The organism is Trichocoleus sp. ST-U1, assembly GCF_039961835.1.
Lineage (GTDB): Bacteria > Cyanobacteriota > Cyanobacteriia > Cyanobacteriales > FACHB-T130 > FACHB-T130.
This window is the reverse complement of the sequence record NZ_JAMPJZ010000065.1, coordinates 12,440-31,513: the sequence shown is the minus strand read 5'-3', so window position 1 is coordinate 31,513 and position 19,074 is coordinate 12,440. Positions and strand designations below refer to the sequence as shown.

The following is a 19,074-nucleotide window of genomic DNA, read 5'->3' as shown; positions in this document are numbered from 1 at the left end:
GGAGAGTTCTTGAGATGGGCAAAAGAGGAGACAAAAGATTTTCAGCCAGGAAAGTTGTACTTCTGGATCGGGAAGTCTCACCTGAAAATGCTTGCTTTCAATCCAGGTTCTCCCCCTCTTGACTTGACGATTCACCAACCCTGATGATCGCTCTTACTGTTTTTTCTGCTTTCCAGACTGAGCCAGCTTAGAAAATAAGGAGTCCGTCGTAATGTTCCAGACCCCGCAAGAATTTTTGACTTACGTCAAAGAAAAAAACATCCAGATCATTGACCTCAAGTTCATCGATATGCCGGGTATCTGGCAGCATTTGTCGATGTATCACGACCAAATTGACGAAAGTAGCTTTACCGAGGGCGTACCCTTCGATGGCTCTAGTATCCGGGGTTGGAAAGCCATCAACGAATCAGACATGGCAATGGTGCTAGATCCGACAACTGCCTGGATCGACCCATTTATGGCAGAGCCGACTTTAAGCGTCGTCTGTAGCATTATCGAACCCCGGACGGGCCAACCTTACAGCCGCGACCCCCGCACCATTGCTCAGAAGGCAGTAGACTACCTAATTTCCACCGGCATTGGCGATACAGCCTTCATTGGCCCGGAAGCTGAGTTCTTCATCTTTGATGATGTCCGCTTTGACCAAAACCAGCATGAAGGCTATTACCACGTAGACTCCGTCGAGGGACGTTGGAATTCTGGGAAAAAAGAAGAGGGTGGCAACCTCGGTTATAAACCTCGCTACAAAGAGGGTTATTTCCCAGTCGCGCCGACGGATACCTCCCAGGATATGCGGACAGAAATGCTGCTGACGATGGCGAAGTGCGGGGTGCCGATTGAAAAGCACCACCACGAAGTTGCTACCGGCGGACAGTGCGAACTGGGTTTCCGCTTCGCAACTTTGGTGCAAGCTGCTGACTATCTGATGACTTACAAGTACGTCATCAAGAACGTTGCCAAGAAATATGGCAAAACAGTCACCTTCATGCCGAAGCCACTGTTTAACGACAACGGTTCTGGGATGCATACCCACCAGTCGATTTGGAAGGATGGGCAGCCGCTATTCGCAGGCGATAAGTATGCTGGCTTAAGCCAAATGGCGTTGCACTACATCGGTGGCATCCTCAAGCACGCACCGGCGCTGTTGGCTTTGACCAATCCCACAACCAATTCTTACAAGCGCTTGGTGCCCGGTTTTGAAGCACCCGTGAACTTGGCTTACTCCCAAGGAAACCGTTCTGCCTCGATTCGGATTCCGCTATCTGGTACCAATCCTAAAGCGAAGCGCTTAGAGTTCCGTTGTCCGGATGCGACTTCTAACCCCTACTTGGCGTTTGCTGCCATGCTCTGTGCGGGTCTAGATGGTATCAAAAACCAAATTGACCCCGGTGAATCCCTGGATAAGGATATTTACGACCTAACCCCAGAGGAACTGGCGAATGTTCCTTCCACCCCAGGATCGCTCGAAGGTGCCCTGGAGGCGTTGGAAAACGATCACGCTTTCTTGACCGAGACGGGCGTGTTCACCCCAGACTTCATCCAGACTTGGATTTCATACAAGCTCGATAACGAAGTCAACCCGATGCGGCTGCGCCCCCATCCCTACGAGTTCGCTCTCTACTATGATTGCTAATTTCTTTTCTCGCTCATGGGAAGGCAAATTGTGTAGGAACAAAGCTTGACGTTTTTGCTAAGCATTCCTGCCAAATCTAGAGCTTGCCTTTCTTAAAGCGTTCTAAGCTGTGGGGTGGGGTATCCCCTTCCTGGAAAACAACTCATCCCTAGCCCGCCACCCTTATGGGTGGCGCTTTTTCTTGTCCCACTGGAGACAGATGGCAGTTGTCGAAACTGAGTTAACATAAGAAATATGTCTTAACAAAAAGACATATAACCGCGCAGCATTTTCATAGTCGTACTCAGTTTTCAGCACCCATCGTTAGCCTCTATGCAGTCAACCTCAAACCTTGACCCAGCAACTACTATTACTGAGACTTTAACCAAGCTGACCTATCAGACTTTTCAGCAAGGCAAAAATTACTTTGGTTTAGCTCATAAAATATTAAATTCTCAGTTGCTGAATTTAATTTCACCTCCACCGGAGGTGAAAACCAAGCCGATTCCGCCAGAGGTTATACAAAAACTGAAACAAAGGCACGATCGGATTATCGAAGCCGATTGGCAGGATGTTGAGCGAGGTGTATATCCCGCTAGCTTACTGTTTGATAACTCATGGAGCGATTTTTTCCGCTATTATCCGATGGTTTGGCTGGATACGCTGCAAGTGCATCAGCGGGCGAACCAAAAGCGGCATCAAGACTTTTCTCCAAACATTTCCACGGATGGTTATCCAAGCTACTACCTGCAAAACTTCCACCACCAAACTGATGGTTACTTAAGTGACTGGTCCGCGAATCTCTATGATTTGCAAGTAGAAATTCTTTTTGGTGGCACGGCAGATGCGATGCGGCGGCGGATTCTCGCGCCATTGAAACAAGGGCTGAAAGCTTTTGATTCTATTCCACCCAGACAAGTTCGCATTCTGGATGTGGCAAGTGGAACGGGGCGCACTTTGAAATTAATCCGCGGCGCTTTGCCGGAAGCATCTCTGTTTGGAATCGATTTGTCACCCGCTTACTTGCGGAAGGCGAATCAGCTGTTATCGGAAAATCCTGGAGAATTGCCCCAACTCCTACAAGCGAATGCTGAGAAAATCCCTTACGTGGATGAGCATTTCCATGCGGTTACTTGCGTGTTTCTCTTCCATGAGCTTCCAGCAGCGGTGCGTCAGCAGGTGATCGAACAGTGCTACCGAGTCACGAAACCGGGTGGAGTCTTTATTATCTGCGACTCGATTCAGGTCAGCGATGCTCCAGACTTGGTGCCACTGATGGAAAACTTCCCAGAAACATTCCACGAGCCATACTACAAACACTACATAACGGATGATTTGGTGAAACGGTTGGAGAAAGCAGGCTTCGAGAATATTTCGAGTGAAGTTCACTTTATGAGCAAGTATTTGATTGCTCATAAGCCGGTTTCTGAAAAGACAACGGCTTTAGATGGAGAACAAAGCGATCGCAAGCTCATGGTTTGAAACACGGTGTCGAGAAGTAGCAACAGAGGGCATCGAGGCTAAGGCTCGTTACTAGGATGGATAGAGCTGTCCTAGTAACGAGAATCAGAAGAAGCGGCTGAAGGCGATCGCTGTATAGGTGATGATTAAACAACTTAACACTTAAAAATAAAAAACTAATCTTTAGAGGTGTCCTCCAAATGTGCCTCTAGGCGATAGAGTTGGTCTAGGCAAACCGCAAAACGATAAGCAGAAGGTATTATGACCACCAACCAGCCTGCTGTGGAAAGTGTTTCCACCCAAGGACTGTCAACAGAGGATCTCGTTACCAATGAGCTGATTGAGGATGCAACGGTAGTCAACTATGTTGATGTGATTCAAACCGTTATCTCCAGCTTGGATCAGGACGATACGGCAATGGTAAGCCGTGGCGAAGACAGCAGCTATCTTTGGAAATTTAAGTACGGTAGCGTTGAGGTGTTTGTGCAACTCACGGGGATTACCGAGGAGGATACTTTCACCGTTTGGTCTTATGTTCTCAAGCTACCTGCCACGAACGAACCGCTGTTGATGCGGAAACTCCTGGAAATGAATTGGTCGGACACGTTTGAATCGCGTTTTGGCATTGTGGAGAACCAAGTGGCAGTGCTGACATCTCGCACTGTCGCCGAGCTTTCTCCTGGAGAAATTTCCCGCGCTGTCACCGTTGTCGCGACGATTGCAGATAATAACGACGAAGCTTTACAAGCTGAATTTGGTAGTTAGTTATTGGTCATTGGTCATTGATTTTAGGCAAATGACAAATGACCAATAACCGCTACTGGCGTTTGATTCCGCTGCTGGAAGCGTCAGGTCGCGTCCAGATGGCAATCGACCGATGGTTACTGGAGCAGCACCATCTGGGTTTGCATCCTCCAGCCTTGCGGTTTTATACCTGGTCTCCACCGGCAATTTCGTTGGGATATCATCAACACCGCTTACCTGCATCTTGGCAGCAGCTGGCTGCGGCGGGTGTAGTGGATTTGGTGCGGCGTCCGACTGGCGGACGAGGGGTGCTGCACCAGGGCGATTTGACCTACATGGTGGTAACGTCAGGACTCGCTGGCAGTCGCATCCAAGCGTACCAGGAAATTTGTGAGTTTTTGATTCAGGGATGGCGATCGCTCGGTCTAGAATTGCACTACGGTTCGACAGGACGGGGTTACATTCACAACCCCAATTGTTTTGGTACCGCGACGGGGGCTGATTTAGTTTTAGCGGATAATTCTAAATTAATTGGTAGTGCCCAGATGAGGCGAGGCAATACCATTTTGCAGCACGGCTCGATCCGTTTGTCACCAGACGCCACGCTATTTGAACAGGTGTTTGGCGAGGCTGCGGAGCCGGTCAAACTACCGATTAACCAACAGGGAGAGGCGCTAATTCTAACAGTTGTAGAAGCCCTGACGGTAGCAGCTAGGGATTGTTTTGGTGTCGAGATGGTGGTGCAGCCCTTTTCTGGCAGTGAGTGGCAGGAAATTTTGGCGCAGCCAGAATTAGCGATTCCCTCACCGAATAAAGTCTCGGAGAATCCAGCCTTACAGAATCAAGATGGACGATGCTAACGCGAGTGACTCTAAGGTCGGATAACTCGGTGCATATCTAGAACTGGCGGAGCAATTTCAGTCTGCGTTAACAGATCGTGAACTTGTCCTCGGTGGTGGGTCTGGTGATTAAAAAAGTGTGCGATCAACAAATCAACTGGATCGATATAAATATTTCCTTGGTTATTGCGGTACTTGATCGTACCGCTCAAGAATTCGTCGTTTAAACTATCTGAGAAGGCTTCGATGCGCTCATCTTCTAATACACGCGCTTTGGTAAGCTTGTCGAAATCCTTATAGAGAATTGCGTCAAGTCCGGTTGAGGGGACTTCTTTGCCCTCAAACCGCGATAACCAAATGCGATCGCCTACCATGATGTGATTCAGCGTCCCGTGAATACTTTTGAAGAAGGCGGGTCTGATGCGCTTACGTTCTACATCATCCAAACGAGTGCAAACTTCATAAAGTCTGCGATTTGCCAGCGTGTTGTAGCGTGCGAGCATCTGGAAGTGCTGTATGAGCATATTCAGACTCGTTTTCTAGTGTCAATTAATCAGTGGTTGATTTTGCGATCGCTTGTAACTGCAAACTCGGCGGATAGGTGCCCTCTGCCTTAACCCGCTTGATTTCTACTTCCGTAATCAGTAAATTCAGCTTCGATGCAACAGCGCGGACAACATCGCCCCGGTCGATAATACCGGCGACTGTCCCAGCCGGTGAGAGGACAGTAATCCAATTTAACTGCTTGGCTTCCATGCAGTTAATCACTTCTACCAAAGGCATTTTCTCTTCAACAGTGGCAATTTCCGTCAGGGGATGCACAATACTATGCAGATTTTGCGTTTCCCACAGACCGCGCTCTACGAAATGCAAATCTTCAACAGAGACTAAACCGCGATAGCGACCTTCACTCGCCGCAAAGTAAACCGGAAAGTGGGAAGCTTCCAAAATGTACTCATCGGCAAACTGGCGCAAGGTCTTGTTCGCATCCACCACCCGAAATTCTTGGGTCATGGCGTCTTTCGCCACGAGCTGAAGCAAGGATTCTTGGAGGGTGGTCATCTGGTCGTAGGAACGGGCGTTGCGAATCCCAAACCAGCCGAGTAAGGAAATCCAGAAGCCACTGAACCACTGATCCTTGAAAGCAATAATCGCCACTCCGACAGCGATCGCGCCCCAACCTAAAATTAAACCGCTTTTGGCTGCCCAACGGACGCCCTGAAAGCGGTCTCCGGTAAACTTCCACACGGCTGCTTTCACAACTTGTCCGCCATCTAAGGGGAGACCAGGAATCAGGTTGAATAATGCCAAGACTAGGTTAATCTTTGCCAAGTCTAATGCCATGACCTGCACGATACCGGAGATTGGCAGTCCATGAGCCACTAGGTAAAATAGCGAGTACAGCACTAAGCTAACCGCAGGGCCAGCGATCGCCACTTGAAAGGCTGCTTCTGGGGTTTTGGATTCCCGGTCAATTGCTGCTATCCCGCCAAATAGAAATAAAGTAATCGAATTCACTTCGATTCCTTGCGATCGCGCGACTAAACTGTGACCCAATTCGTGCAGTAAAACCGAACCAAACAGCAATAAAGCCATTAATAATCCCGCACCCCCGCCGAGGACTGGACCCAAGACGGGTGAGAAATCCAGGGCATTCGCAAAGGCGATCAAAGCTAAAATAAAAAACCACGAATAATCTATAAATAGCGGAATTCCGAATAGAGAGCCAACTCGCCAAGCTGCCTGCATCAAACTTTCCCATCTAAATCCTTGCACTTACCAGGATATACGACGGCTCTTGTAGAAGCATGAATGATGGAAAATGAAGCGTGAAGTAGGAGAGTGAGCCTTGCCGACCTTTGGGGTAATTGGTGAGCAGTGTCCACCCTACTAACTTCACTGAAAAGACAGTTATTATCGAGCGAGGGCTTCTAAAGGAGACCCGTATTGGTCAGTCCTAAGATGGCACCTGTTCCCAGGATGTGTCCAAAACTCAAACCCGCAATAAATTGAGCGGCGCTAAAGTTCTTACCAAAACCGGGCAGTGGGAAAGGCAGTTTAGGGCCAACTCCCGGCTTTTGGACAGCGTTGCGGGCCAGAAAAAGACCCAGAATGTTGAAAGCAGTCATGACAATGAATACACCAGGGCCGATTGTTGGTGTTGAAGGAACTGTCTGCTGCAATGCTGCAAGTAAACTTAAGTCAATCAATTTCTTTTCTCCTGCTTTGATAAAATCAGCAACGAAGGGATTATAAAACGCGGAGGGAACTGTTGATTCTTCCTGATGGATGAGCTAAATTTTTAAGTCACCCAAAGCAGAAACAATGGCCTTTTAAAGGGCGCCTGCGTTGGTTAATCCAAGGATGACGCCTGTTCCAATAATGTGACCGAAGCTCATTGTCGCTAGGAGTTCAGGCACTGTAAAATTGCGTAACAAAGCGGGTTTAGCCAGGGGCAGGTCTGGCCCTACTCCTGGCTTCTGGATAGCGAAGCGACCGATGGCGATCGCCAACAGGTTGCACAGAATCATCACCAATCCGACCATTGGAGTCCACGATGGGGTCGCGGGAACGGTAGATTGTACAGCGGCGAGTATTGTCAAGTGAATCAAGTTCTTGTCTCCTGCTTGGACACAAATATCAAAACCCAAAGTATTATAGAAACCTCTTAGTAAAAAGTCGGAATTTGTTTTAACAGTTAACAGTTATATTAATTTTTGATACAAATCGAAAAAATTTAATGCGAGTCAAGATTTGCGGGATTACTAAACCAGATCAGGGGCAAGCGATCGCGCAACTGGGAGCAACCGCCCTAGGATTTATTTGCGTGTCCTCCTCCCCGCGCTACGTCAGTGCAGTTCAAATCCGCTCCGTGATGGAACGCTTACCCCCTGACGTTGAGCGGATTGGTGTCTTTGCCAACACAACGCTGGAAGAAATCTATCAATGTGTCGCCGTCGCTAACTTGACAGGCGTGCAGTTACATGGCGGAGAAACACCAGAATTTTGCCGTCAGTTGCGCCAATTGCTGCCCAGCGTGGAAATCATCAAAGCGCTGAGAGTGAAAACTCTAGAGGATTTAACTCAGGCGGATATCTATGCAGAGTGTGCGAATACCTTGTTGCTGGACGCCTATCATCCCCAAATGTTGGGAGGTACTGGCAAAACGTTGGACTGGAAGAACCTCCAACAGTTCAATCCTAGCTGTCCCTGGTTGCTTGCCGGTGGCTTGACACCAGACAATATTTTGGACGCGATCGCTCAATTGCATCCTAGCGGGATTGATTTATCGAGTGGTGTCGAGCGATCGCCGGGAGATAAAGATTTAAATCGAGTTGCGGATTTATTTGAGAAACTGCGGGGAACACGGTTCAAGTTGTAGGCAGCTTCGCCCTTTTGGCACGATCGCCTCCTGCTAATGGGCGAACAGGTAGAACGAGAGCAAACCAATCCAGTTAGTTTACCCGACTGTGCGAAGTGACAAGCACTTTCTTAAAAGTACTTTGGAGATGTAGAACACCAACAAATCCAAAGGAATCCACATCATGCTTGCTAACGAATCCAATCAAACCTTCACCAATCAAGCTCAGTTTAATAAACTCGTTCTAGGGTTAGGTAGCTCTGGATCGGCAGTTAGAGAATTACAACAAATATTAACGGAAAGGTGCGCTTATTTCGGAGCTATTCACGGAATTTTTAATCAAGAAGTAGAATATGCCGTCATTGTTTTTCAGAATTGGGTTTTCCTCAAAGAAGATGGTATTGTCGGGCCGCTGACTTGGCAAGCACTTTATACAGGCGCTCCGGTTAATATGCCTATGCTGAAGCGCGGAGCTAAAGGTGAAGCGGTAATTACACTTCAACAGGTACTATTTGTAGCTGGTGACTTTAATGATGAAATTAACGGCGTATTTGGGCCGCGCACCGATGCTGCTGTTAGATTCTTCCAAAAACGCAACGGTTTATTAGTAGATGGAATTGTTGGTGAAAAGACTTGGTATGCTCTTTCTCAAGTGCGCCAGCAAATGGGGGGATGCTGATTGTAAAGCCATTTTGTTCTCTTGTTTGCAACATCTAGACTTCTTAGCCTCCCAATTTATCGGGGGGTGGCGGAATTGTTAATGTAGCGCTTTATGAACCAAATGGTATAAAAACCCGATCCATTAACCGTTATAGGGACACGGCCTTGCCGTGTCCCTACTTTAAGAAATTAGGAGTTTTTCTCTTGATTAGGAGCGAAATCTCCCTGCTGTTACTGCCAACAACGCTTAAAAGAAAGCGGGTTGGTGACGAATTAAATTAAGGAACTCTTCACGAGTTTTTTGCTCGTCCTGAAATACGCCGACCATCGCACTGGTAACAGTCCAAGAACCGGGCTTCTGGACGCCTCGCATTACCATACACATATGGGTAGCTTCCATGACAACAGCGACTCCCTTCGGCTCAAGAATCGTCTGCACCGCTTCAGCAATCTGGCGCGTCAGCCGTTCCTGTACCTGCAAGCGGCGAGAATACATCTCAACAATCCGAGCAAGCTTGCTAAGACCTACCACTTTTTGGTTAGGGATATAGGCGACGTGCGCCTTACCCATAAATGGCAGCATATGGTGTTCGCAGAGGCTAAAGACATTGATATCCCGGACAAGAACCATCTCGTTGTGACCCTCATCAAAGATAGCTCCGTTGACAAGGTCTTCTAGCGACTGAGTATAGCCACTGGTAAGAAAGCGCATTGCTTCTGCTACTCGCTTAGGCGTTTTGAGTAAGCCTTCCCGTTCCGGGTCTTCACCCACTCCCAGTAGCAACGTCCTTACAGCACTCATCATCTCATCGTTGAGTTCTTCCGGAGGCGGCTGCAAATTGGGTTCTCTACCATTCATTGTGTTGCGGTCAGGTCGCGGCGGAGCAATTTTGGCGCTCAAATCGCCTGATGGGTTAGAGCCATTAGAACCGTGGGAAGAAGCAGTAGTCATGATTCAGTCTTTGTTAAGGTTTGGAGTGGTTAACGGAGTGATGAGTTCGTTAGGGATTTTTTGAGACTGTTGAGTGATGAATTTAGGTTTAATTCATCATTCAAAACTTACAACTCATAAAACGCCAGCGTTCGGCATTAAGGTTAATTCCTCAATCACTGCCTGTTCTGGCACTAGAGCCATATGCAGAATCGATTGGGCAACGATTTCTGGTGTTAACATGGCTGAACGGTTCAGTTCGACTTGAACCGTTTCTGTGTCCCAAATTGGGGTATTGACAGCACCTGGAGAGATCGTCACAACGCGAATGCCTTTGGCTCGTTCTTCTGCTGCCAGGGTTTTCGATAAGGCAATCAGAGCCGCTTTGCTAACGTTGTAGGCACCCCAGCCAGGAAAAGGTTGCTGACCGGCAATAGATGCCACATTAATAATTATCCCAGAGCCGCGATCGCGCATCGAGGGCAAAATTCCCTGGATACACTGAAACGCGCTGGTGAGATTTAGGTCAATCACTTGTTGCCATTCGGATAAAGGTGTTGACATAATCTCGCCGGTGTAGCCCATCCCGGCATTGTTCACCAGAACATCAATCGAGCCAAAGGAGTCAGCGATCGCGGCGACCTTTTCTCTTACCTGCTCAATATCGGCTAGATCCAGGGCATACGCTTTCGCTGTCACCCCGGTCTTCCGAGCAGCTTCAGCGACAGCCTCTAATTTAGACTCAGAGCGGCTGACTAAAGCCACATGGAATCCTGCTTTCGCAAATGCCAAAGCTGTCGCCTTGCCAATCCCACTACTGGCCCCGGTAATCAAGGCACGCCGTTCGATTGGAGAAGTCATCAATTCTTCCCGTATTTTTTGATTAGGTAGCCATCAGCTCTTTGCTTACTTTTCCTACTTGGTTTGGCTACCCTGTAGGAAAGCAAAATAAGCTCAAGCGATCGCCTAGGGGAACGCTTACTACGTACAGTTCTCATTTTTTGAGTCGTTGTCTACGATCGATTCGCTATCGCCGTTAATTGCTTGCCAGCTCAGCGCTAATTTCTTAAAAGACAACTCCTCTCAACTGAGAACTTGTAATAATTTGTTACCTTGTTGATTATACCACTCGTCACAGCGTCTTCTAAGGTAAACCCCCGCTAGGCAGAGATTTCCGTATAAACGCCAATACTCCGAAACTTTTGATAACGTAGCTCCCGCCGCTGTTGAGAGGTCATCTGGGAGAGTTCTTCTAAGTTTTGCAACAGAGCGTCTTTTAAGATGGCAGCTGCCTTTAGCGGCTCGCCATGAGCGCCGCCAACAGGTTCGGGCAACAGAACATCGAGAATGCCTAAGTTTTTCAAATCCCAAGCCGTAATTTTTAGTGCTGTGGCTGCTTGGGGAGCTTTGGAAGCATCTTTCCACAAAATTGCTGCACAAGCTTCGGGGGTCGCAACGGTATAAACGGCGTGTTCAAACATTAATAGTCGGTCGCCGACGCCAATTCCCAACGCACCGCCAGAACCACCTTCCCCGATAACGGTGCAGAGGATCGGGACATCCAGGCGGAACATCTCCCGCAAATTATAGGCGATCGCTTCTCCCTGCCCCCGTTGCTCGGCTTCCACACCCGCCCAGGCTCCCGGCGTATCGATAAACGTGAGAATCGGCATTCCAAAGCGATTGGCGTGTTCCATTAACCGCAGCGCCTTGCGGTAGCCGCCTGGAGCAGGCATCCCAAAATTCCGGGCGACATTATCCTTAGTATCGCGGCCCTTTTGATGACCCAGCATCACAACGGGACGCCCACCCAGACGAGCTACGCCGCCGACTAACGCTGGGTCGTCATTCCCACCGCGATCGCCGTGTAGTTCCATCCATTCATCGCTCATGGCCTGGATGTAGTCTAATGTACTGGGACGCCGAGGATGCCGAGCCAGTTGCAGCCGCTGGGACGGGGATAAACTATTGAAAATCTCCTCACGAAGTTGCACTGCTCGTGCCTCCAACTGACGAATCTGATCGGAGACATCGACGTCCTGATCTTCTGCAAGTTCGCGAATTTGGTCAATTCGTGCCTCTAGTTCGGACAGAGGCTTTTCAAAATCTAGAAGTAACGGCTTGCGCTCAGAAGAAGTTGACATAGTTCCTAGTCAGCGATCGGTGGTCAGTAGTGCAGCGACGAGCATAGGGGGTCGCCCTTACAATGCTCAGTAGTCAGTCAGTTGTCAGTAGTCAGCCGTCAGGAGTTAGGAGTCAAAGAAAGAAGTAACACTAGACAAAAAATAACTAGCCTTTTTCTATCAACTGACAACTGACTCCTGACTCCTGACTAATAAGTCAACAAAGGTCGGAATCCATGCCTCACGGAGGATTCACCGATTTGCTCCATCTTCTCCACGGTAATTTGATTGCGTCCCCAAGAAAAGTTGGTGTGCCACTTTTCAAATTCCAATAGCATCGATTCGGCAAAACAGGCGAATAACTGGCGTCCCGGAGCTTCCATCAAATTGACGATTTTCATAATCCGCCAGTCAATATCCAGGGAATGCTCAACAATCCCCCCATTGACGACATAGACGCCCGGATGCTGAATTTTTGTTGACAGGTTTTTCGGGTAGCCCCCATCAATCAGCAAACAAGGTTTTTTCAAAACCGTGGGGTCAATTTCCATCCCTTTGGGCATACTGGCTACCCAAACTACAATATCAGCCAAAGGCAGCGCCGCTTCCAATCCCATGATTTTGCCTCTGCCGAGTTCCGCCTGCAAAGCTTGCAATCGCTCTTGCTTCCGGGCAATCAGCAACAGTTCTGGCACCTCAGTTCGAGCATCTAGCCAACGACAGACAGCGCTGCCAATATCGCCTGTAGCTCCACAAACCGCCACAGTTGCTTTACTGAGATCGATGCCCAGCTCTTTCGACACTTCTTCCAATTGGCGACAGATAATGTAAGCCGTATGGGTATTGCCGGTAGTGAACCGCTCAAATTCCAGTTTGATATTGCGAACCTGCTTACTTTCATGCAGGTTGAATTCTTCAAAAATAATCGAGGAAAAGCCGCCCAGCGCACTAATGTTAATGCCATGTTTTTGAGCATGAGCCATTGCGTTGAGAACTTTCCGGACTGCTGTCTTACCTCTCCCACTGGCCAGCATTTCTGGTACAAAGCAAGATTCCACATACCGACCTTCGATTTTTTGCCCGGTAATGCTGGTGACAGTGATGTGATCGACGATTTGAGGCGGAGCGCTACACCAAAAATCTAGCCCTTGATCGGCATATTCTGGGTAGCCAAGCTCTCTAGCCACAGATTGAGCGTGTTGCAAATTAGTAAGGTGACCGATTAAACCAAACATGAATGGTTCTAACTACGCCTCTGGATAGGAAAGGAAGGTGGAAGGGAAAAAATAGTTAAATACTCTTAACAATAGTACAAAAAATTGCCGCTCTTCTGAGCGGCAGGTTGATTTACATTGATAAATGGCTGTTTTCTTGCCTTCTAGCGAGCGAAAAGCTCGGATCAGACGTTTACAAGCGCGGGTTTTTGTTCGGTTGAGGCTGGCGTAGCGATCGGATCGTAGCCGAGCTGTTGGGTAATCCGTTCTCTGGCTAAAAGGCGGTACTCCCAAAAATGCTCTCCAGCGGCACATAAGCCGAGATACATATTTAGGAATTGAGGCTTTTGGCGTAAAATCAGCCAAAGCTGTCGCCAAAATTGACCGCGAATTTCAGGTCGCCGAATGCCCTGATGCCAAATTAACTGGGCGACTAGCCGCAGTCCTTTGCCAGCGGGGAAGTACATATTTTGCGTTCTTCCTGGCGGTGGAACGATGTTGAGGCATTGATTAAAACAGCGTCTGAGATAGTTCTGGGGTTCGTACATTGTCCAGAAGCCTTCTACATACTCTCTGGCAATGTCTGCTAGAGGTCGGCTGGGCGTAAAATTCATCAAGGAATTCTGATCGCCAACTTCGGTGATGCCAACTCCTTCTAATAAACGCTGCTCTTTTTGGAGCCGAGTCCACAAAGCCGTATTCGGCAAGGCCTGCAAAATGCCGAGCATGGGTTGAGGAATACTGGTTTCTTCGACAAAGGCTTGAATGCGATCGCCAGCACCCGCGCGTTCTCCATCGAAGCCGAGAATAAATCCTGCATAAATTAGCATTCCGGCTTCGTTGATCTTGCGACACGCTTCTAAAAGCGGGTTGCGGGTATTTTGAAGCTTTCGAGTGACTTGCAGGCTGTCTTGATCTGGGGTTTCAATACCGAGAAAGACGGCGTAAAAACCGGCTTTTTTCATCAACTGTAGTAGTTCATCATCCTCTGCTAAATTAACAGAGGCTTCGGTCATGAAGGTGAAGGGATAGTTGTGTTCCTGCATCCAAGGAATCAATTCTCTTAGCAAGCGCTTGACGTTGCGCTGATTGCCAATAAAATTGTCATCGACGATGAATAGGGAACCCCGCCAGCCTAAGTCATAGAGGCTTTGCAACTCTGCCAACACTTGAGCCGGTTCTTTGGTACGCGGTTTGCGACCGTAGAGGCTGATAATGTCGCAGAATTCGCAGTTAAACGGGCAACCGCGAGAAAACTGAATTGCCATCATCAAGTAGGCATCTCGCTTCAGTAAATCAAAGCGAGGAAGGGGACTTAGGGTAACATCCGGCTTTTCGATGGAGCGAAAAACACCTTTTTCTTGACCCTGAGCGATCGCTTGCAGAAAGTCCGGTACTGTTAATTCCCCTTCATCCAAAATTAGATAATGTGCTCCAGAGGCGAGAGCGTCTTCAGGAACGGACGTTGGATAAGGCCCTCCAACTGCCACTTTTTTTCCTAACTCGACAGCCTTTTTGATCAGGAAGTGAAAATCTTCTCGTTGTGCCAGCATTGCCGATAGAACAACGATGTCGCACCACTCCCAATCGGCCTCCGTCTCAGTCTTCACATTGCGGTCATAAAACTTAATTTCCCAATCTTTTGGCAACAGTGCTGCAACTGTAATAATTCCCAAAGGAGGGATCACTGCTTTGAGTCCAGCGATTTCCATAAAACGGTCATATGACCAGAAAGACTGGGGAAAAGTGGGGGAGAGTAAAAGCGCCTTCATTGACTCCGTCCTCAAATAGATGACTTGGTTTCAGGCAATTCCCCACTCTTACTCTGCACTACCTGACTTGACATCCCCCACAAGTTATACTAGGCAACTATGCAGCGGCAAGCCCGTAGGCTGACATCCGCATGATATCGCGGGTAGTAAAGCCAATATTGCTCAGCGCTTCGCCGTATTGAATCATGAAGTCTTCAACTAAAGATTCTTTGTCCATTCCCAGAATACTGGCATCCTTTTCGACTTCGTTGAGCATCCGCCAGACGATGGGAAGGTTCTGACGATTAGCTGCTTCAAATTCTGCTTTGGATTCCTCGAAATGGTTTTTCAGCCAAACTTCGCCGTAGTTGAGATGGCTGTATTCATCTTTAACAACACCCTCAGTAATTTTACGGGCGAAGTCATCAGCAACGGGGATATAGATGTTGTAAGCAGCGATCGCAAAGCATTCGATAATTAATGCTTGAATCAGCAAACAGGTCACAATCCCGCCTTCTGCTGCCGCATCTTGGAAATTTTGGTGCAGTCCGGAGAAGAACTTGCGAGCAAATTCTAAATCTGGCGTCACTTCGAGATTCCGCCCGCAGGCTTCAAATCCTTTCTTGTGACGACTCTCCATTTTGGATAAACGGATCAACTGCTCCTTATCTTCTGGCAGCAATTCTGCTAACTTGATGTAATTCTCATGAGCCTCTTGTTCGCCTTCAATCACAATCGCATTGATGCGGCTGTAAGCGTCCTTGTAGGTTTCACTGTGGAAGTCAATTTCTAGGCTGGTTTCAAGCGACGGCATAAATCTCCTGTCTGCTCCTCACGAATAGGTCGATCCTAGACCGACCTAAATTTCTGTGGAATAGTAACGTAACTTAATCTAATAATTGTACTGTACCTATCCTGGAGCCAAACGGGATCAGTCAATTTAAGTAAGTATTCATGCCTAAGAAAAATCCACAGGGTCGATTGTCAGTCACTCAGCTTTCCCATCTGGCGAACCCGCTATTGCTGTTGCTAGGCGCTTGTGTCGTGCTATTACCGCTGGGGATTGTCTTCGTCACCTCTTTTGACAAAGTGGGTGCGACACCTGGAGGAAGCTTCTTTCCATCTAACCTCAGCTTTGCCAACTACCGCGAAGCTTGGAGGCGCGGTAACTTTTTATTAGCGTTTGCCAATTCAACCCTAGTGGCGCTAGCTGTAACGGGGTTTCAGACGATTACCGCTGCACTCGCCGGTTATGCGTTGGCGCGGCTGAAGTTTGAGGGGCGTCAGGCAATTCTGCTGATTGTCTTGGCTACGCTGGTAATTCCCTTTCAACTGTTGGTAATTCCAATTTTTTTGGTTTTAAAGTGGGGACACTTGATCAACACTTACTGGGCGCTGATTTTACCTACGGCGGCGAATGGATTTGGGATTTTTCTGTTGCGGCAGTATTTTCAAACGATTCCAGTGGAGTTGGAGGAAGCAGCGGCGTTGGATGGGGCAAACCGCCTGCAAATTCTGTGGCGGGTGATGCTACCGTTGTCGCGTCCGGCATTAGTAACGCTGTTTCTATTCACCTTTATTGGGGAATGGAACGATTTATTTAAACCGTTGATCTTTACAACGCGACCAGAATTGAGGACAGTGCAGCTAGCGTTGGCAGAGTTTCAGGAGCAATTTACGAATAATTGGCCTTTGCTGATGGCGGCTGTTGCGATCGCTACCGTACCTGTCGTGTTACTGTTTCTCGTCGGGCAGCGTCAGTTCATTCGGGGGATCGCGGCGACGGGGATTAAGAATTAATCTGACGCTTGCAGGGGATGTCTTCTATATCCCTACAAGATAGTGTGCATATATCCTGTCAATCTTGTTACAGTTTGTCACAATCAGGAGTATGCAGAAACTCGGTATATTTTTAATTGTTTTCTCTTTCCTGCCTTGGGTGGCAATCCTCTTAGTGGTGCCCTTGCTACCGCTAGCGATCGCCCAAAAAGCCATATTGGTTCCGATTCTTGCGGTTGTGGGAGAAATTGCCTTTTGGGTAGGTTTGGTGCTAGTCGGAAAAGAAGCCGCAACCAAATATCGGGCTTACTTGAATCCGGGCACAATTTGGAGGAAGGTTAAAAAATTGATCCGCCCTAAGAAGAGATCGAATTGACCTATCTTGGGAGATATCTGGAGAACCGCGATTAATCGCCTCTGAAGAAAGCGTTTTAGGCGTTATCTGCGATGACTTTGAGGCGAATCGTGCGATCGCCTTCATCATCCAAACTTACCTCCACAACTTCACCCGCAAGGCGTTCCAGGCAAGAAAGGAGCGATCGCAAATGAGGGCTACTTGCGCCAGTGTCTACATACAGCCTATCGGTCAGACTGCCCAGCCGCTTCCAGGTCATGTAAAATTTGGCAATCGTCTGTTCCAGTTGCGCCGCCTGCTTCACCATATCGGCGGCGGTATTTAGACAACCCAGACGCAAAGCTTCCTCTAATGCCATTTCCACGTCAATAGAGGTGCGCTCAATTGCCTGGACTTGGGCGGCGGCGTCTAAGTATTTAGATAAATTCCGGGCATCTGATGTCACCTGTTTAACCGTATCGACATCCGGGTTCCCGGCGACTTCCTCTTTCAGGGCGCTGATGTGAGATTCTGGTAATTTCTCCATTTCCCGCACCAGAGGAGACAGAAATCGGGGGGGAAGAGAACCCGCAGCGGCCTTTTCCTTGACTTCATCTGGTAGCAATTCTGAATTCATGGCTGTCCATTCGTCGGAGAGTTGCCGCACTTCGCGCCTGGTAATGCGATCGCCTTTATTCGCCGCATCTGTCACCAGTTGTTGGATTTCTGGGGATGCCTTAGAGGTTTCGATGAAGGCGCGTTTGCTGAAGCTACGAATCGCATCCGGGTCAAGATGTCCCTCTTCTAAGAGGGTATCAGCACTATTTGCCAGTTGAATTAAGGAATACGCCTGACTTTTACTGATTTCCCGTTCTTTCAGCCAATTGAGAAATCCGGTACCGCGTCCGTCACCGCCTTGTTTCTCTCGATCGCGCACAATTCGCAAAATCCGCCCCCGCCAGATTTCTGTCTGCAAGTCGAAGCGATCGCACACCAGCCAAGCATTGTCTACCAGCTTCTGAAACTCAAACTCTGGAATCTGCTCATCCTCTGGATCGGGCAGATCGAAATTTAGATCGACTGGGTTCTGAAGGGCAGCAGCCAGTTCGCTGGGAGATTCGGGTGATTGCACCATTAGTAGCGCTCTATGGGGGTCGATCGCCTTATTATGACACAACCCGTAGCCGCAGACTTTCTAGCACAAAAGCGCGCTCTTTGCAACGTTAAAATACTAAGTCAAATCTTATAGAGGTAAATATGTCAACTAGCACCAACATTGGAAAATTAATTGTGCGTACTCCAGAAATCTGTAGAGGTCGTCTGCGAATTGCAGCGAGGAGAGTTTCTGTTTAAACAATCGCCCTAATCCAACCCGAGCAACAGCATATTTTAAGTGCAGGTTGCTTGCAGCAAAATTCGCTCAATGGTTGGCATTGCAATCTGTGGCTAAGATTCTGGCGTTTGTTTTGATTCTTCAACCAGAGGTGTAGGGGAAGCTTGAGGAATAACGGTAGCACCTCGATATTTTAATCCCGATGTCGGTTGAGACACCGGCATATTTTCTGTTTTACGGACTTTACAAACCTGACCCCGGTATTTTCCTGTAACTTCAACTTCTGCTACTTCAACTGCTGCGGGGGTGGATTCGTAGTTAATCCCGCGATAGCTGAGTTGAGTCTTGTCGTCTTCCTGAAACTCAGATTGAGGCTCAATCTTAGGTTCGGATTGAGCCTCAAATTGAGCATCGACTACAGGCTGACATTGCTGCAAAAGTCGTCTCGCGCTTAGCAGTACAACCAATAGCAGCAATACCTGAATTTGCCAAGGCGCTACAACCAAACTTACAAATAAACCTACAAGAGAAATTGCGGCGGCGAGATAGGAAATTTCGTCAGCAGAATTTTGAAGTATATAGACAGCTAGCAGGGTAATCGCTAGCGGCATGATGAAAGACAAGGACATATTTATCACTTCTGAAGTTACCTCTGAAACTAGAGTGCGAAGTGTATTTAAAAATATAAACGAAGTAGTACTAATCAGCCTACTACTGGTGGATTAATTTTGCTCATCCTTTTGGCTGACCAGTTGAATTTTAAATCGGTCGTATTTAAGAACTGGCTGAGGTTCCAAGCAGAGAAGAAACTATCATAACTGACGGGAATGCGATCGCTACCTAACAATGCGGTTACACATCTCTCTCATCGCTTGCCTTTGGCGACGGCGCGGACTTTGTTTATATAAGCTAGTAGGTGCGGGATCTCCCTG

Annotated in this window: 20 protein-coding genes; 8 read left to right on the top strand and 12 right to left on the bottom strand. The window is 48.1% G+C overall.

Annotated features, from left to right (window positions below; genetic code table 11):
* Nucleotides 1–211 precede the first annotated feature (211 nt).
* The 4 genes from glnA (at nucleotide 212) to NDA06_RS19880 (ending at nucleotide 4,677) form a co-directional block, all read left to right on the top strand.
* Nucleotides 212–1,633, top strand: coding sequence for a type I glutamate--ammonia ligase (gene glnA, locus NDA06_RS19895; RefSeq protein ID WP_190412373.1), 1,422 nt, complete (start codon nucleotides 212–214; stop codon nucleotides 1,631–1,633).
* A 348-nt stretch (nucleotides 1,634–1,981) separates the two neighbouring features.
* Nucleotides 1,982–3,094 (top strand): methyltransferase domain-containing protein, encoded by a 1,113-nt coding sequence (locus NDA06_RS19890; RefSeq protein ID WP_190986587.1) that lies wholly within the window; start codon nucleotides 1,982–1,984, stop codon nucleotides 3,092–3,094.
* Between the two features lie 240 nt (nucleotides 3,095–3,334).
* Complete coding sequence (locus NDA06_RS19885; RefSeq protein ID WP_190430709.1) at nucleotides 3,335–3,838, top strand: YbjN domain-containing protein; 504 nt, start codon at nucleotides 3,335–3,337, stop codon at nucleotides 3,836–3,838.
* A 38-nt stretch (nucleotides 3,839–3,876) separates the two neighbouring features.
* Nucleotides 3,877–4,677 (top strand): biotin/lipoate A/B protein ligase family protein, encoded by an 801-nt coding sequence (locus NDA06_RS19880; RefSeq protein ID WP_190986584.1) that lies wholly within the window; start codon nucleotides 3,877–3,879, stop codon nucleotides 4,675–4,677.
* Between the two features lie 11 nt (nucleotides 4,678–4,688).
* Here the strand turns inward: NDA06_RS19880 and NDA06_RS19875 are convergent, their stop codons facing one another.
* The 4 genes from NDA06_RS19875 to psaK (NDA06_RS19860) all read right to left on the bottom strand — a co-directional run bounded on the left by NDA06_RS19875 (nucleotide 4,689) and on the right by psaK (NDA06_RS19860) (nucleotide 7,268).
* On the bottom strand, nucleotides 4,689–5,180 hold the full coding sequence (locus tag NDA06_RS19875; RefSeq protein WP_190986583.1) for a DinB family protein: 492 nt from the start codon (nucleotides 5,178–5,180) through the stop codon (nucleotides 4,689–4,691).
* A gap of 25 nt (nucleotides 5,181–5,205) precedes the next feature.
* The gene (locus tag NDA06_RS19870; protein WP_190986582.1) at nucleotides 5,206–6,405 is read right to left on the bottom strand and encodes a site-2 protease family protein; all 1,200 of its coding nucleotides are present in this window, start codon (nucleotides 6,403–6,405) and stop codon (nucleotides 5,206–5,208) included.
* 182 nt (nucleotides 6,406–6,587) lie between these two features.
* On the bottom strand, nucleotides 6,588–6,866 hold the full coding sequence (gene psaK / locus NDA06_RS19865; RefSeq protein WP_190412368.1) for a photosystem I reaction center subunit PsaK: 279 nt from the start codon (nucleotides 6,864–6,866) through the stop codon (nucleotides 6,588–6,590).
* Between the two features lie 123 nt (nucleotides 6,867–6,989).
* A complete protein-coding gene (gene psaK / locus NDA06_RS19860; RefSeq protein ID WP_190412367.1) occupies nucleotides 6,990–7,268 on the bottom strand; it encodes a photosystem I reaction center subunit PsaK in 279 nt (92 codons plus the stop codon).
* 128 nt (nucleotides 7,269–7,396) lie between these two features.
* Between psaK (NDA06_RS19860) and NDA06_RS19855 the strand changes: the two genes are divergently transcribed.
* Nucleotides 7,397–8,038, top strand: coding sequence for a phosphoribosylanthranilate isomerase (locus tag NDA06_RS19855; protein ID WP_190412366.1), 642 nt, complete (start codon nucleotides 7,397–7,399; stop codon nucleotides 8,036–8,038).
* 163 nt (nucleotides 8,039–8,201) lie between these two features.
* Nucleotides 8,202–8,696, top strand: coding sequence for a peptidoglycan-binding protein (locus NDA06_RS19850; RefSeq protein WP_190528752.1), 495 nt, complete (start codon nucleotides 8,202–8,204; stop codon nucleotides 8,694–8,696).
* A gap of 228 nt (nucleotides 8,697–8,924) precedes the next feature.
* On the opposite strand, the gene folE is transcribed toward NDA06_RS19850, so the two are convergent.
* The 6 genes from folE to NDA06_RS19820 all read right to left on the bottom strand — a co-directional run bounded on the left by folE (nucleotide 8,925) and on the right by NDA06_RS19820 (nucleotide 15,510).
* Complete coding sequence (folE, locus tag NDA06_RS19845) at nucleotides 8,925–9,629, bottom strand: GTP cyclohydrolase I FolE (protein WP_190412364.1); 705 nt, start codon at nucleotides 9,627–9,629, stop codon at nucleotides 8,925–8,927.
* Nucleotides 9,630–9,743: 114 nt separating this feature from the next.
* On the bottom strand, nucleotides 9,744–10,469 hold the full coding sequence (locus tag NDA06_RS19840; protein WP_190528750.1) for an SDR family oxidoreductase: 726 nt from the start codon (nucleotides 10,467–10,469) through the stop codon (nucleotides 9,744–9,746).
* Between the two features lie 299 nt (nucleotides 10,470–10,768).
* Nucleotides 10,769–11,752: an acetyl-CoA carboxylase carboxyl transferase subunit alpha gene (gene accA, locus NDA06_RS19835; protein WP_190412362.1), complete on the bottom strand. Its 984-nt coding sequence runs from the start codon at nucleotides 11,750–11,752 to the stop codon at nucleotides 10,769–10,771.
* Nucleotides 11,753–11,940: 188 nt separating this feature from the next.
* Nucleotides 11,941–12,966, bottom strand: a complete 1,026-nt coding sequence (locus tag NDA06_RS19830; protein WP_190685133.1) for a long-chain acyl-[acyl-carrier-protein] reductase — start codon at nucleotides 12,964–12,966, stop codon at nucleotides 11,941–11,943.
* Between the two features lie 164 nt (nucleotides 12,967–13,130).
* Nucleotides 13,131–14,717 carry a B12-binding domain-containing radical SAM protein gene (locus NDA06_RS19825; RefSeq protein ID WP_190412360.1) on the bottom strand — a complete coding sequence of 529 codons (1,587 nt, stop codon included), beginning with the start codon at nucleotides 14,715–14,717 and terminating at the stop codon, nucleotides 13,131–13,133.
* A gap of 97 nt (nucleotides 14,718–14,814) precedes the next feature.
* Nucleotides 14,815–15,510: an aldehyde oxygenase (deformylating) gene (locus NDA06_RS19820; RefSeq protein ID WP_190430702.1), complete on the bottom strand. Its 696-nt coding sequence runs from the start codon at nucleotides 15,508–15,510 to the stop codon at nucleotides 14,815–14,817.
* Between the two features lie 140 nt (nucleotides 15,511–15,650).
* Between NDA06_RS19820 and NDA06_RS19815 the strand changes: the two genes are divergently transcribed.
* Both NDA06_RS19815 and NDA06_RS19810 read left to right on the top strand, forming a co-directional pair.
* The gene (locus NDA06_RS19815; protein ID WP_190986581.1) at nucleotides 15,651–16,496 is read left to right on the top strand and encodes a carbohydrate ABC transporter permease; all 846 of its coding nucleotides are present in this window, start codon (nucleotides 15,651–15,653) and stop codon (nucleotides 16,494–16,496) included.
* Nucleotides 16,497–16,587: 91 nt separating this feature from the next.
* Nucleotides 16,588–16,851, top strand: a complete 264-nt coding sequence (locus NDA06_RS19810) for a transporter suffix domain-containing protein (protein ID WP_190986580.1) — start codon at nucleotides 16,588–16,590, stop codon at nucleotides 16,849–16,851.
* Nucleotides 16,852–16,906: 55 nt separating this feature from the next.
* Here the strand turns inward: NDA06_RS19810 and NDA06_RS19805 are convergent, their stop codons facing one another.
* Both NDA06_RS19805 and NDA06_RS19800 read right to left on the bottom strand, forming a co-directional pair.
* Nucleotides 16,907–17,944 (bottom strand): hypothetical protein, encoded by a 1,038-nt coding sequence (locus tag NDA06_RS19805; RefSeq protein ID WP_190430699.1) that lies wholly within the window; start codon nucleotides 17,942–17,944, stop codon nucleotides 16,907–16,909.
* 311 nt (nucleotides 17,945–18,255) lie between these two features.
* The gene (locus tag NDA06_RS19800; RefSeq protein WP_190986579.1) at nucleotides 18,256–18,771 is read right to left on the bottom strand and encodes a DUF4278 domain-containing protein; all 516 of its coding nucleotides are present in this window, start codon (nucleotides 18,769–18,771) and stop codon (nucleotides 18,256–18,258) included.
* Nucleotides 18,772–19,074 lie beyond the last annotated feature (303 nt).